Source organism: Kitasatospora sp. NPDC001132 (assembly GCF_053598415.1).
Genome location: NZ_JBSFKF010000027.1, coordinates 92,000 through 105,637, shown reverse-complemented (window position 1 = coordinate 105,637; position 13,638 = coordinate 92,000). Strand labels below are relative to the sequence as shown.

Below are 13,638 nucleotides of genomic sequence, written 5' to 3'. Positions count from 1 at the left end.
GGGCCGCCGGGCGGCGGCGGGACGGCGGGGCCGCCGGACGGCGGGGTGCCCGGGTCCGCCGGGCCGGCCGCCGGCGCCGGGTCGATCGCGCTCGCCAGCTGGGTCGCCTCGTACGCCGTCCCGGACGCGGCCGGGCCGGCGGTCGGCGCGGCCGCCGGGGCCTCGCCCCCGCGCAGGCCCGCCGGGGGCGGGGGCGGCGGGGCGGAGGCGGCGCCACGGCCGCCGGGGTTGGCGACGGGCGTGCCGGCACCCGGGGTGTGCTTCAGCCCGGCGGGCGGGGGCGGCGGCGGGCCCGAACCCGCGTTGCGCCCCAGCCCGGCGGGAGCGGCGCCCGCGGCGGGAGGACCGGCGGGGCCACCGCGCAGCGCGGCCGGCGGGGGCGGCGGCGGGGCGGAGCCCGCGCCCCGGCCGAGCCCGGCCTGCGGCGAGCCGCCCTCCGGGGCGCCCGGGGCCGGAACGCCGGCGCCCGGGGCCGGAACGCCGGGGGCCGGGGCGCCCGGCAGACCGGCGAGACCGGGCAGACCGCCGGGCGGGGCCAGCATCGTCGGCGCGTGCTCCACCTGCGGACCGCCGGCGGGCGGGGCGGCCGGAGCGCCCGGCAGGCCCATCAGCCCCGGCATGGCGTCCGGCGAGGCGAGCAGCGTGGGCGCCGGCTCGGCGGCCGGGGCGGGCACAGGGGCCGGCGGGGCGACGGGCGGCTGCTCCGCGGCGGCCGGGGCCGGCGCGGACGGCGGGACCGGGGGCATGCCGTAGCCGCCGCCCGTCGGCGGCATCAGCATGGTCGCGGCCTCGGCGCCCGCCGGCGCGGCGGGCTCGGGCAGATCCGAGCCGGTGGTCCGCAGCCCCTCGGGCATCAGCATGGTCGCGGCCTCGGCCCCGGCCGGCGGGCCCGGCACCACGGGTGCGACGGGCGCTGCGGGCGGGACGGGCGTCGCGGGCGCGGCGGGCACATCAGGCGCGACCGGCGCGGCAGCCTGCGGCACCGGCCCCGGTGCCGGCTGCGGTACGACGGCCGGCTCGTCCTGCCCCGGCGGCGGCGCGAGCATGGTCGGCGCGTCCCCGGCGGGCCGGTCGGAGACCGGCGGCTCGGTCAGCACGGCCGGCGCCGGCTGCACGGCCGGCGCGGCCGGCTCCGCCAGTGCGGGCCGCACGGCCGGCGCGGGCTGCGGCGCCGGAGCCGGCGGCTCCTCGACGGGCTCGGCAGCCGCGGCAGCGGCCGGAGCCGTCCCGAGCCGCTCCGCCTCCGCCGCGATCGCCGCGGCCCCCGCCTCCTGGAGCCACTGCGGCGGGCTGAGCAGGAAGGAGGTCGCCTCCACCGGCCCGGGCGCGGGCTTCGCCGCCCCCGCCGGGTTGGCCGCCACCGGCCGCCCGTAGACCTCCTCGTACTGCCGGACCACCTCGTTGACGGGCAGCGCGGGCCACAGCGTGCTGGCGCCCGAGTCCCGGGCGATCACCAGCCGCGCCTCCCCCGAGCCGCCGCCCGCACCGCCCGCACCCTCGGCCGGGCCCGCGGGCGCCACCGCCCAACAGACGAAGCCCAGGTCGAACTCCCGGACCCGTACCTCGCGCTGCCGCGTGCGCGGCACCCCGCCGTTGATCCACTCCTCGGCGAGCTCCTGCGCCTGCGCGTACGTCACCACGCCCGGTTCACCCCTGTCCGCATCCTCTTCGTCCCCCGTTCCACCGCGCGTTCCACCGCGAACACCGCGGCCACCGACACCACCGCGACCACGCGCCTCAGCCCATCGGGACGGCGCGGGCGAACCCGCCGTCCACCATCAGCGCCGCGACCGTCTCCAGCTCCGGCGGGCTGCCCGCCAGCCGCAGCAGGAAGGCGTCGAAGTCCTCGCCGCAGGGCAGCAGCAGCCGGGCGCAGCGGTCCTCCGGGGCCTCCGGGGCGCCGGTGTCGCGGGCGTCGTCGTACAGGTGGAACCAGACCGAGCCGGCCCGCTCGCCGCGCACCTTGAGCGCGACCAGGCCCCCCTGCGCGTAGGCGATGCCCAGGTAGTCCTTGGTGAGGTGGTCGCGCAGGCACTTGTTGGCGTACACGACGTCCTGGGTGCCGTACTCCTCGGTGAGCGTCAGGAACGGCTGGTCGAGCAGCAGTCCGAGCTCGGTGTCCAGCCCCACGCCGACCGGGGCGCGGCCGCCGCCCAGCTTGAGGAAGGTTCGGTAGGCGTCGGGCAGCCGGTAGCCGAGGCGCTCCTCGGCGCGCTGCACCAGGTCCTCGGGGACTCCGATCGGGTCCCCGCCGTCCCTGGCCAGCGAGAAGTGCACCGGCCGGCGCTCCTGCAGCGGGCGGGTGCCGCGGCGGGTGTGGTCGGCGCCGGACGTGGCCAGGCCGCCGTGGTGCCGCAGCAGCGCCTTGACCTCGACCGGGACGAGCTCCATCCGCCGCCAGCCGGGGGCGGCGCGGCCGACCGCGTGGTGCCAGGTCCAGCCGGGCGGGGTGGCGACGGCGGTCGGGAGGTCGGCCCACAGCGGGTGGCCCTGGGTGTAGAGCGCGGCGTTGGCCGAGACGTAGTCGGTCAGCCGCAGTTCGTCCACGCCGAAGCCCTCCGGCGGGTCGGCCACCTCGGCCGCCGCGGCGGCGTACGGGCCGAAGTCCGGGAAGCCGTACTCGTCCACCCTGACCCCGGCGGGGTGCCGCTCCGCGCGGACCGGGTCCGGGAACTGCACCACCTGACCTGCGTACGCCGCGTTCGGTGCGGCGGCGACGCCGGGCCGACCTGTCGTCATCTGGGAGCCCCCACTGGCTGCTGCAAAATACGGTGCCTGCTGGGCACCAGCCTAGGGCCTGCCCTCAACCCCCCGGCTGCCAGGCGGACGACGGACTCGGCGCACCTCCCGGACCCACCGCCGTCACCACCGCCCGCCCGGCGACCGGGAACGTCCCCTCGCGGTGGCCGAGGTGACGGAACGCGGGCTGCCGGTGGACCGGCGCCGGGCGGCGCGCCCCGGCCCCGTTCCCGGCGGCCCCAACGTCCGGCACGGGCACCGGAGTCGGCCCGCCTGCGGCACCTGCCCCCGGGCGGTCGGCCGCGTCCCCTCCGGCTCGCGGCCGGAACGGTACCGGCCGCGAGCCTGGCCCGGGGGCCGTTTCGGCACATCGACGGACAAGTCGTGACGGACCGGTGAGCATTCGACAGCATCGGGTACGGCGGCGGCCGGGCCGTCGCGGCACCGGCCTGCGCCGCACCCCGGATGTGCGGTTGTCGGTGTCGTTTGACAGGCTTGCCCCGGACCGGCCCGGCCACCGCGGCCGACGTCGGGATGACGAGGAGGAGGACGGATGACCACCGGTGAGCCGGCGGGCCCGCCCGTGCTGCGCCACCACCGCGACAGCCTGCTGCCCGCCGTCGCCGCCGCGCTGTCGCTCAAGGGCGGCGAGGTGCACACCCTGGCGGGCGACAAGGACCCGCGCCGCCCGGTGCTGCACCACCTGGTCGCCGAGTTCCTGGACACCCTGCCCGCCGAGGCCCGCGAGCGGTTCACCGGCCGCTGCCCGGAGGCCGTCCTGCTCTCCCAGTACCTGACCGCCGTCGACGGCAGGCGCTCCAAGCGCGCCGCCCGCAAGCCGATGACCCTGCACGAGGCCCGCAAGGCGCTCAAGGGCTCCCGGATGACGACCGTGCGCATCCGTGAGGAGGGCGACCCGGCGCACGGCAGCCACGCGCCGCCGTGCCGCTCCTGCGCCCCGATGCTGGAGCACTTCACCGTGCGCAGCGTCGCCGTCGGCCCGCCCGCGCACTGACCGGCCGAGCGGCCGGCACGTCCCCGTCCCCCAGCCCTGGAGCCCGCCCTGAACCCGCCCATCCCGCCCGCACCGGCCACCCTCTCCCCCGCCGGCACGCGGACCCGGCCCCGCTTCCCCGCCGACGTCGCCGCCGAGCTCAAGGCGGCCGGCTGGCACCCCGGCCGCTGGCAGATCCGGCAGGCCGAGGAGTGGGCCGACACCCTGGTCGGGCACGGCGCGCCCGCCGGCGTACGGCACGCGGTCTTCCCGGCGGCGGTGGAGGCCTGGGCCGAGTTCGGCGGCCTCGCCTTCGACCTGTCCGGCCCGGGCCGCCAGCTGGCCCGCACCCCGTTCCTCATCGACCCGCTGTGCGGTCTGCACCAGCCGCGCACCCTGCTCGACCTCGGCCGGGCGCTGGGGACGCAGCTGGCCCCGCTCGGCGAGGAGGCGTACGGGCAGGCGCTGCTGGCCGTCGACGAGGAGGGCCGGGTCTACAGCCTGGACCACACCGGCGAGTGGTTCCTCGGCCAGGGCATCGACCAGGCGATCTCCACGCTGGTCCTGGGCACCGCCCCGGAGCTGCTGCGCACCGCCGACGCGTACTGAGGGACCCGGACGAGTACCGAGGCCCGCCGGCCCGCCGGCGCAGCACAGCCGCTCAGCGCAGCCGCTCGGCCCGCACCGCCAACCGGGACGGCAGCACCGCCTCGATCCGGAACCCGCCGTCCGCCTCCGGCCCGGAGGAGAAGGTGCCGCCCAGCGCGATCACCCGTTCCCGCATCCCGACCAGCCCGTTGCCCCCGCTCGGCAGCTTCGCCGCGCCCCGCTCCCCGCCCGGGCAGGCGTTCACCACGGCCACCCGCACCCCGTTCGGCGCGTACGAGAGCAGCACCGACACCTGGGCGCCGCCCGCGTGCTTGTGGGCGTTGGTCAGGCCCTCCTGGACGACCCGGTAGGCGGTCTGCTCGGCCTCGCCGGTGAACTCCTGCCGGCTGCCGCTGACCGTCAGCGTCACCGCCATCCCGGCCGCCCTGGACTGGTCGACCAGCCGCGGCAGTCCGGCCAGCGAGTCCGGCTCCGGCTGCCGCTCGTCGTCCATCCGCAGCACCCCGAGGATCTCCCGCAGCTCGTTCAGCGCCTGCCGGCCGACCTCGCCCATCAGCTTGGCGCTCTGCGCGGCCCTCTCCGGGTCCTTGACGACGATCCGCTCCAGCGCCCCGGAGTGCACCACCATCAGCGACACCCGGTGCGCCACCACGTCGTGCATCTCCCGGGCGATCCGGGTGCGCTCCTCCAGGCGGGCCCGGCGGGCGCGTTCCTGCGCCTGTTCGGCGAGCAGGTCCAGCTCGGTCTCCAGGCCGTGCGCGCGGTCCTTGAGCGACTCGATCAGCCGCCGCCGCGCGCCGACGTACAGTCCGGTCACCACCGGGGCGACGGTCAGCCCGACCGACACCAGCAGCGACAGCAGGATCTGGCCCCACAGCGGCGGCGGATCCACCGGCGCGTCGCCGGGCGTCATCAGCGACACCGCCATCACGGCGGCCGCCTCGGCGAAGGCCAGCGCGGACAGCGCCACCACCCGGCGGCGGCGCGAGGGCCACTCCCAGGTCGAGGCGAGCGTGTACAGCGCCACCACCAGCAGCACCACGCCCAGCATCCCGGGCATCACCAGCAGCGTCACCAGCACCGGGACGGCCGGCCAGCGCCGGCGCACCACCAGCGAGCCGCCGGCCAGCGTGCCGAGCACGGCTATCCCGACCGCTCCCGCGGTGCTGACGTGGATCCGGGCGGAGAGGAAGGCGATCGTGCTGACCGCGCACTCCACCGCTGCGAGCATCGCCAGCCCGATGTCCAGGAAAGCGCTGCGCGGCCGCTTCCACCACCAGAACGACCGGACCGGCACGCGCTCCCCAGGCGACTTGCTCATCCCCACAGAGTAAGCGGCAACCTCCTCCCCTCCCCACCGGGATTGCCCGTCACACTCCACCAACCCGTCAAGTGGTCCAGACCACAGGTGGTTTTCGGCAGCGCTGTCCGCCATCCGGCCACCTCGCGGACAGCATCCGCCCCGACACCTATGCTGGGTCGCGTCGGACAGCGCGGTCCGCACGCGTCACGCCGGCCACACGCGTGTGGACTGTGACGATGAGCCGTTGCCGAACCCCCACCACCACAGGGAGCCAGCCGTGACCGCTCCGGTCCCCGCCCCGGCGGACAACCCCACGCCCGTCAGCGCCGACAACGCCGCTCTGCGCGCGGACATCCGCCGCCTCGGCGACCTGCTCGGCGAGACGCTGGTCCGTCAGGAGGGCCCCCAGCTGCTGGGCCTGGTCGAACAGGTCCGCCTGCTGAGCCGCACCGACGGCGAGGCCACCGCCGAGCTCCTCTCCGACATCGACCTGGACACCGCCGCCAAGCTGGTCCGGGCGTTCTCCACCTACTTCCACCTCGCCAACGTCACCGAGCAGGTGCACCGCGGCCGCGAGTTCGCCACCCGCCGCGCCCGGCAGGGCTCGCTGCTCGCCCAGACCGCCGACCAGCTCGCCGAGGCCGACCCCAAGCACCTCCAGGACACCCTGGCCCACCTCGCGGTCCGCCCGGTCTTCACCGCCCACCCCACCGAGGCCGCCCGCCGCAGCGTCCTCAACAAGCTGCGCCGGATCGGCGAACTCCTCGACCGCATCCACCGCGACGAGGTCACCTCCGGCCTGGCCGCCGCCGACCAGGCCCGCACCAGCAGCGCCAAGCGCTCCGCCGACCGCCGCCTGGCCGAGGTCATCGACCTGCTCTGGCAGACCGACGAACTGCGCATCGCCCGCCCCGAGCCCACCGACGAGGCCCGCAACGCCGTCTACTACCTGGACGAGCTCTACCGCGAGGCCGTCCCCGAGGTCCTGGAGGAACTGCACGAGGAGCTCGCCCGGGTCGGCCTGGGCCTGCCCGAGGGCGTACGGCCGCTCACCTTCGGCACCTGGATCGGCGGTGACCGCGACGGCAACCCCAACGTCACCCCGAAGGTCACCTGGGACGTCCTCAACCTCCAGCACGAGTACGGCATCAAGGACGCGCTCGCCGCGATCGACGACCTGCGCAACACCCTCTCCACCTCCGAGCGGCTGGCCGGCGCCTCGGTCGAGCTGCTCGCCTCGCTCAACACCGACCTGCACCTGCTCCCCGAACTCAGCCCGCGCTACAAGCGGATGAACGCCGAGGAGCCGTACCGCCTCAAGGCCACCTGCATCCGGCTCAAGCTGGAGAACACCCGCGAGCGGCTGGCCGGCGGCACCCCGCACGTCCCGGGCCGCGACTACCTCGGCACCCGCGAGCTGATCGCCGACCTGCGGCTGATCCAGGACTCGCTGCGCTCCCACCGCGGCGAACTGATCGCCGACGGCCGCCTCGCCCGCGCCATCCGCACCGTCGAGGCCTTCGGCCTCCAGCTCGCCACCATGGACGTGCGCGAGCACGCCGAGGCCCACCACCACGCCCTCGGCCAGCTCTTCGACCGGCTCGGCGAGGAGGCCTGGCGCTACGCCGACATGCCCCGCGAGTACCGGCAGAAGCTGCTCGCCAAGGAACTCCGCTCGCGCCGCCCGCTCGCCCCCACCCCGGCCCCGCTGGACGAGGCCGGCACCAAGACCCTCGGCGTGTTCAACACCATCCGCGAGGGCTTCGACCGCTTCGGCGACGAGATCGTCGAGAGCTACATCATCTCCATGTGCCAGGGCGCCGACGACGTCTTCGCCGCCACCGTGCTGGCCCGCGAGGCCGGCCTGATCGACCTGCACGCCGGCCTCGCCAAGATCGGCATCGTGCCGCTGCTGGAGACCACCGACGAGCTCCAGCAGGCCGACCGCATCCTCGACGAGATGCTCTCCGACCCGTCCTACCGCCTGCTCGTCTCGCTGCGCGGCGACGTCCAGGAGGTCATGCTCGGCTACTCCGACTCCTCCAAGTTCGGCGGCATCACCACCTCCCAGTGGGAGATCCACCGCGCCCAGCGCCGGCTGCGCGACGTCGCCCACCGCTACGGCATCCGGCTGCGCCTGTTCCACGGCCGCGGCGGCACCGTCGGCCGCGGCGGCGGCCCCTCGCACGAGGCCATCCTGGCCCAGCCCTGGGGGACCCTGGAGGGCGAGATCAAGGTCACCGAGCAGGGCGAGGTCATCTCCGACAAGTACCTGCTCCCCTCGCTGGCCCGGGAGAACCTGGAGCTGACCCTCTCCGCCACCCTCGCGGCCTCCGCGCTGCACACCGCCCCGCGCCAGGCCCCCGAGGAACTGGCCCGCTGGGACGCCGCGATGGACCGGGTCTCGGACGCCGCCCACACCGCCTACCGCGCCCTGGTCGAGCAGGAGGACCTGCCGAAGTACTTCTTCGCCTCCACCCCGGTCGACCAGCTCGCCTCGCTGCACCTGGGCTCCCGCCCGTCCCGCCGCCCCGACTCCGGCGCCGGCCTGGACGGCCTGCGGGCCATCCCGTGGGTGTTCGGCTGGACCCAGTCCCGGCAGATCGTCCCCGGCTGGTACGGCGTCGGCTCCGGCCTCGCCGCCGCCCGCGCGGCCGGCCTCGGCGACGTGCTGACCGAGATGTACGGCGAGTGGCACTTCTTCCGCAACTTCCTGTCCAACGTCGCCATGACGCTGGCCAAGACCGACCTGCGGATCGCCCGCCACTACGTCGAGCAGCTGGTGCCCGGCGAGCTGCACCACGTCTTCGACCAGATCAAGGCCGAGCACGCGCTCACCCTGCGCGAGGTGCTCCGGCTCACCGGCGAGAGCGAACTGCTGGAGCACAACCCGGTGTTGAAGCAGACCTTCGCCGTCCGCGACGCCTACCTCGACCCGATCTCCTACCTCCAGGTCGCGCTGCTGCGCCGCCAGCGCGAGGAGCTCTCGGCCGGGCGCCAGGACGACCCGCTGCGCGCCCGCGCGCTGCTGCTGACCGTCAACGGCATCGCCGCCGGCCTGCGCAACACCGGCTGACGGCCGGACCGCGAACGGCCGAGGGCCGGTGTCCCGTCCGGACACCGGCCCTCGGCCGTGAGGTTCCCGCTCCGCGCGGGCTTCCGGCTCCGCGAGGCGCCGCGTGGGGTCGCGAGGCGCGTGCGGGGGCCGTGTGGGACGCCGGCTGGGGCCCTACTCCGCGCCCTCGCCCGCGCGCCTGCGCTTCAGCCACAGCGCCGCGCCGCCGGCCGCCACCACCAGGCCGCCGCCGACCGCCAGCAGCCCCGCGTCGGGGCCCATCGAATCGCCGAGCACCGGGCCGAACTGCGCCGCCGCCGGCTCCGGGGAGACCGCCGGGTCCGACTCGACGGCCGAATCCGCGTGCGCCAGCGCGCCGCCCGACAGCAGCACCCCGGCCACCCCCAGCGCACCGGCCGCACCGACCCGCCGCCCGAGCCGCTTCGGCTCGACCACCCGGCTCCGCCGCACCCGGCGGACCGGACGCAATCCCCGCATCGAGAACTCCCCAGGACTCGTTCGCGTACCGGACCGACGCTATCCGATCCCGCACAGGGTTCTCACACGGATTCAGGTTTGGACGGGCAAGCGTTGTACGACCGTTGCGTACGCGCAGGCGTTCTGACGTCGCGTCAGTCCGGGTCAGGAGTTGTACGTGCCCTGGGCCCGCTCCAGCCCCTCGGACAGCAGCGCCTCCACCGCGTCCGCCGAGCGGTCCACGAACCACTCCAGCTCCTTGCGCTCGGTCGAGGAGAAGTCCTTCAGCACGAAGTCCGCGACCTCCATCCGGCCCGGCGGGCGGCCGATCCCGCACCGCACCCGGTAGTAGTCCGGGCCCAGCGACTTGGTGATCGACTTCAGGCCGTTGTGGCCGTTGTCCCCGCCGCCCAGCTTCAGCCGCAGCGCCGCGTAGTCGATGTCCAGCTCGTCGTGGACCGCGATCAGCGCCGAGGCCGGCGCCTTGTAGAAGTCGCGCAGCGCCGTCACGGGCCCGCCGGAGAGGTTCATGAAGGACATCGGCTTGGCCAGCACCACCCGCTTGCCCGCCAGCCGCCCCTCGGCCACCTGCGCCCGGCTCTTGTGCGCCTTGAACTTGGCGCCCATCCGCTGCGCCAGCAGGTCCACCACCATGAAGCCGATGTTGTGCCGGTTCCGGGCGTACTGCTCCCCGGGGTTGCCCAGCCCCACCACCAACCAGGGGCCCTCGTACTCGTCCGCCATGCCTTCTTCCTCCTTCGCGCTAGGCCCTGCCATCATCCCGGACACACCGCTGCCCCGGCCGCTCCAGCGGGAGCGACCGGGGCAGCGGTCTCAGCTAGTGACGCGAGGCTCAGGCCTCGGCGCCCTCGGCCTCGGCGGCCTCCTCCTCGACCGGGGCGGCCTGGGCGGCGATGACCTGCAGCACGACGGCGTCGGCCTCGACGGCCAGCGAGACGTTGGCCGGCAGGACGATGTCCTTGGCGTGGATGGAGGCGCCGGCCTCCAGGCCCTCGACGGAGACGGTGACCGACTCGGGCAGGTGGGTGGCCTCGGCCTCGATCGGCAGGGCCTGCAGGACGTGCTCCACCAGGTTGCCGCCCGGGGCCAGCTCGCCCTCGACGTGGACCGGGATCTCGACGGTGACCTTCTCGCCGCGCTTGACCAGCAGCAGGTCGACGTGCTCGATGGTGCGCTTGATGGCCTCGCGCTGGACGGCCTTCGGCAGCACGTACTCGTCCTTGCCGTCGATCGGGACGACCAGCAGGGCGTTCGGGGTCTTCAGGGCCATCATCAGGTCGTGGCCGGGCAGGTTCAGGTGAACCGGGGCGTGGCCGTGGCCGTAGACGACACCGGGGACGAAGCCGGCGCGACGGGCACGACGGGCGGCACCCTTGCCGAACTCGGAACGGGTCTCAGCGGCGATACGGATCTCGGACACGACTGCACTCCTCGTGGAAACTGGCGCGGGGGTGCAGGCAACGCGAAAAACCGCCGGGACCACACCCTCAGTACGTTCGGGGGTCGCTCGGCGGCAACGGCCTGCCGGGCGGACGGGAGTCCGGCACCGGCAGCGCGTCGATCACGGAGCGGGCACCCGGCGAGCGGGCACACGGCATCCCTCGCCGAGCAGTTTCACGAGTCTAACCGCACCGGCGGCCTCCCGTGAAATCGGCGGGCGGCCCCGGCCCGTCAGGACCGGAGCCGCCCGCACGGGACTTCGTCAGTGCACGCCCTCGAAGAGGCTGGTCACCGAGCCCTCCTCGAAGACCTCGCGGATCGCGGCGGCGATCGACGGGGCGATGGACAGCGTGGTGATCTTGTCCAGCTGGAGCGAGGCCGGGGTGGGCAGCGTGTTGGTGAACACGAACTCGCTCACCCGCGAGTTCTTCAGCCGGTCCGCGGCCGGGCCGGAGAGCACACCGTGGGTGGCCGCCACCACGACGTCCGCGGCGCCGTTGTCGAACAGCGCGTCAGCCGCGGCGCAGATGGTGCCGGCGGTGTCGATCATGTCGTCGACGAGCACGCAGACCCGGTCCTTGACGTCACCGACGACGTCGGCCGACAGGATGGTGTTGGCCTGGGTGATGTCGCGGCGCTTGTGGATGATCGCCAGCGGGGCGTCCAGCCGGTCGCACCACTGGTCGGCGACCTTCACGCGGCCGGCGTCCGGCGAGACGACGGTCAGCTTGGAGCGGTCGACCTTCTCGCCGATGTAGTCGGCCAGCAGCGGCAGCGCGAACAGGTGGTCCACCGGGCCGTCGAAGAAGCCCTGGATCTGCGCGGTGTGCAGGTCCACGGCCATCAGGCGGTCGGCACCGGCCTGGCGCAGCAGGTCGGCGATCAGACGGGCCGAGATGGGCTCGCGCCCGAGGTGCTTCTTGTCCTGGCGGGCGTAGCCGTAGAACGGCAGGATCGCGGTGATGCTCTTGGCGGAAGCCCGCTTCAGAGCATCGATCATGATCAACTGCTCCATGATCCACTGGTTGATGGGAGCCGTGTGGCTCTGCATCACGAAGCAGTCCGCGCCACGCGCGGAGTCCAGGAAGCGGACGTAGATCTCGCCGTTGGCGAAGTCCAGGGCCTTGGTGGGGACCAGTTCGGTCCCGAGCGCCGCGGCCACCTCCTTCGCCAGCTCCGGGTGGGCACGGCCGGAGAAGAGCTTCAGCTTCTTCTCACCCGACGTCGTGATCCCGCTCACTGCACCGTCTCCTCGCGTTGCGGACGCTGAACCCTCGACCCGGCGGCGGGCAGGCAGGGCCCGCTCGCGGCACGGGTAGGGGAAATGTCGGTACGCCTGGACACGGGCGGTAAGCCCAGTGGCGCACGTATGTCCCCAAGGTTACGCGCCCGCGCAGAAACCGTCCGCCCCGGGACTACCGGCTGTCCCGGGGCGCCGCCCGCTCAGGCCTGCTCGGCCCCGTCCGCCGCCGCCTGCGCGGCCTGCGCGGATGCCGTCCCGGGGCGCTTGCGCTCGACCCAGCCGTCGATGTTGCGCTGGGTGGCCCGGCTCACACCGAGCGCCCCGGCCGGGACGTCGCCGGTGATCACGGAGCCGGCCGCGGTGTAGGCGCCGTCACCGATGGTGACCGGGGCGATGAACATGTTGTCCGAACCGGTCCGGCAGTGCGCGCCGATGACCGTGCGGTGCTTGTTCACGCCGTCGTAGTTCACGGTGACCGAGGCCGCGCCGACGTTGGTGCCCTCGCCGATCGTGGCATCGCCGATGTAGGAGAGGTGCGGCACCTTGGCGCCCTCGCCCAGCTCGGAGTTCTTCACCTCGACGTAGGTGCCGACCTTCGCCTTGCGGGCCAGCTTGGCGCCCGGACGCAGGTAGGCGTACGGACCGGCGGTGGCCAGCTCGCCCACCTCGGCGCGGTCGGCCGTGGTGTTGCTCACCCGGGCGCCGGCGCCGACCAGGGTGTCCTTGAGGGTGGAGTTCGGGCCCACCTCGCAGCCCTCGCCCAGGTGCGTGGCGCCCTGGAGCTGGGTGTTCGGCAGCACCACGGCGTCCGGCTCGTACGTGACCTGCACGTCGAACCAGGTGGTCGCCGGGTCCACCACGGTGACGCCCTCGCGCATCGCCCGCTCCAGCAGGCGGTCGTTCAGCAGCCGGCGGGCGTGCGCCAGCTGGACCCGGTCGTTGATGCCCAGGATGTCCCGGTGGTCCTCGGCCACCACGGCGCCGACCCGGTGGCCCGCCTTGCGCAGGATCTCCAGGGTGTCGGTCAGGTACTCCTCGCCCTGCGAGTTGTCCGTGGTGAGCTCGCCCAGCGCCGTGGAGAGCAGCTTGGCGTCGAAGGCGAAGACGCCGGAGTTGATCTCGGTGATCGCGCGCTGGATGGCGCTGGCGTCCCGCTCCTCGACGATCGCGGCGACGGCGCCGTCCTCGTCCCGCAGGATGCGGCCGTAGCCGAAGGGCTCCGGGACGACGGCGGTCAGCACGGTGACGCCGTTCTGCTGGGCGGCGTGCGCGTCGGCCAGCCGGCGCAGGGTCTCCCCGGTCAGCAGCGGCGAGTCGCCGGCGGTGATGATCACCGTGCCGTCCAGCGCCACGCCGTCGGCGGACAGCGACTCCAGCGCCGTGCGCACGGCGTGCCCGGTGCCGTTCTGCTCCTCCTGCACCGCGGTGCGGGTGGCCGGGTAGTGCTCCGTCAGGTGCGCCACGACCTGCTCGCGCTGGTGCCCGACCACCACGACCAGCTGGCCCGGGGTCAGTTCGCGGGCCGCCGAGACGGCGTGACCCACCAGCGAGCGCCCGCACACCTCGTGCAGCACCTTGGGCAGCTTGTTCGACTTCATCCGGGTCCCGCCACCGGCGGCGAGCACGACAACGGCGGCAAGCGAATTGGCACCCATGCGGGGAGGCTCCTCGGTAGGTTCACAGAGAGGGCAGAGCAGGCCCGGCCCGGACCCAGGCCGGTCGCCATTCGCACAGTCCGCCGAGCAGCACCGACAATA

At 74.7% G+C, this 13,638-nt stretch carries 10 protein-coding genes and 1 pseudogene; 3 read left to right on the top strand and 8 right to left on the bottom strand.

All coding sequences use genetic code 11. The annotated features are described in order from the left end of the window. A pseudogene (locus ACWDBE_RS29225) lies at positions 1-1,640 on the bottom strand (hypothetical protein); the annotation flags it as partial. Between the two features lie 97 nt (positions 1,641-1,737). After that, a complete protein-coding gene (locus ACWDBE_RS29220) occupies positions 1,738-2,739 on the bottom strand; it encodes an SMI1/KNR4 family protein (protein ID WP_449790427.1) in 1,002 nt (333 codons plus the stop codon). A 553-nt stretch (positions 2,740-3,292) separates the two neighbouring features. On the opposite strand from ACWDBE_RS29220, the gene ACWDBE_RS29215 reads away from it, so the two are divergent. Beyond that, complete coding sequence (locus tag ACWDBE_RS29215) at positions 3,293-3,754, top strand: YwqJ-related putative deaminase (protein ID WP_449790426.1); 462 nt, start codon at positions 3,293-3,295, stop codon at positions 3,752-3,754. A 60-nt stretch (positions 3,755-3,814) separates the two neighbouring features. Further along, on the top strand, positions 3,815-4,342 hold the full coding sequence (locus ACWDBE_RS29210; RefSeq protein WP_449790442.1) for an SUKH-3 domain-containing protein: 528 nt from the start codon (positions 3,815-3,817) through the stop codon (positions 4,340-4,342). Positions 4,343-4,394: 52 nt separating this feature from the next. On the opposite strand, the gene ACWDBE_RS29205 is transcribed toward ACWDBE_RS29210, so the two are convergent. After that, on the bottom strand, positions 4,395-5,663 hold the full coding sequence (locus tag ACWDBE_RS29205; RefSeq protein ID WP_449790425.1) for a sensor histidine kinase: 1,269 nt from the start codon (positions 5,661-5,663) through the stop codon (positions 4,395-4,397). A gap of 259 nt (positions 5,664-5,922) precedes the next feature. Between ACWDBE_RS29205 and ppc the strand changes: the two genes are divergently transcribed. After that, positions 5,923-8,721 (top strand): phosphoenolpyruvate carboxylase, encoded by a 2,799-nt coding sequence (ppc, locus tag ACWDBE_RS29200; RefSeq protein ID WP_449790424.1) that lies wholly within the window; start codon positions 5,923-5,925, stop codon positions 8,719-8,721. Between the two features lie 153 nt (positions 8,722-8,874). Here ppc and ACWDBE_RS29195 read toward each other — a convergent pair whose 3' ends face one another. The 5 genes from ACWDBE_RS29195 to glmU form a co-directional block, all read right to left on the bottom strand. Beyond that, a complete protein-coding gene (locus tag ACWDBE_RS29195; protein ID WP_449809517.1) occupies positions 8,875-9,198 on the bottom strand; it encodes a hypothetical protein in 324 nt (107 codons plus the stop codon). A 144-nt stretch (positions 9,199-9,342) separates the two neighbouring features. Further along, the gene (pth, locus tag ACWDBE_RS29190; protein WP_449790422.1) at positions 9,343-9,921 is read right to left on the bottom strand and encodes an aminoacyl-tRNA hydrolase; all 579 of its coding nucleotides are present in this window, start codon (positions 9,919-9,921) and stop codon (positions 9,343-9,345) included. 109 nt (positions 9,922-10,030) lie between these two features. Then, entirely contained in the window at positions 10,031-10,618 is a 588-nt protein-coding gene (locus ACWDBE_RS29185; RefSeq protein WP_449790421.1) for a 50S ribosomal protein L25/general stress protein Ctc, read from the bottom strand. 282 nt (positions 10,619-10,900) lie between these two features. Next, positions 10,901-11,878 (bottom strand): ribose-phosphate diphosphokinase, encoded by a 978-nt coding sequence (locus tag ACWDBE_RS29180; RefSeq protein ID WP_392914597.1) that lies wholly within the window; start codon positions 11,876-11,878, stop codon positions 10,901-10,903. A 203-nt stretch (positions 11,879-12,081) separates the two neighbouring features. Continuing rightward, positions 12,082-13,536 (bottom strand): bifunctional UDP-N-acetylglucosamine diphosphorylase/glucosamine-1-phosphate N-acetyltransferase GlmU, encoded by a 1,455-nt coding sequence (gene glmU, locus ACWDBE_RS29175; RefSeq protein WP_449790420.1) that lies wholly within the window; start codon positions 13,534-13,536, stop codon positions 12,082-12,084. Positions 13,537-13,638 lie beyond the last annotated feature (102 nt).

What these genes read in the sequence shown, in the direction of transcription:
- glmU (WP_449790420.1), bottom strand. Translation starts at nt 13,536, where the DNA reads ATGGGTGCCAATTCGCTTGCCGCCGTTGTCGTGCTCGCCGCCGGTGGC.
- ACWDBE_RS29215 (WP_449790426.1), top strand. Translation starts at nt 3,293, where the DNA reads ATGACCACCGGTGAGCCGGCGGGCCCGCCCGTGCTGCGCCACCACCGC.
- ACWDBE_RS29220 (WP_449790427.1), bottom strand. Translation starts at nt 2,739, where the DNA reads ATGACGACAGGTCGGCCCGGCGTCGCCGCCGCACCGAACGCGGCGTAC.
- pth (WP_449790422.1), bottom strand. Translation starts at nt 9,921, where the DNA reads ATGGCGGACGAGTACGAGGGCCCCTGGTTGGTGGTGGGGCTGGGCAAC.
- ACWDBE_RS29195 (WP_449809517.1), bottom strand. Translation starts at nt 9,198, where the DNA reads ATGCGGGGATTGCGTCCGGTCCGCCGGGTGCGGCGGAGCCGGGTGGTC.
- ACWDBE_RS29205 (WP_449790425.1), bottom strand. Translation starts at nt 5,663, where the DNA reads ATGAGCAAGTCGCCTGGGGAGCGCGTGCCGGTCCGGTCGTTCTGGTGG.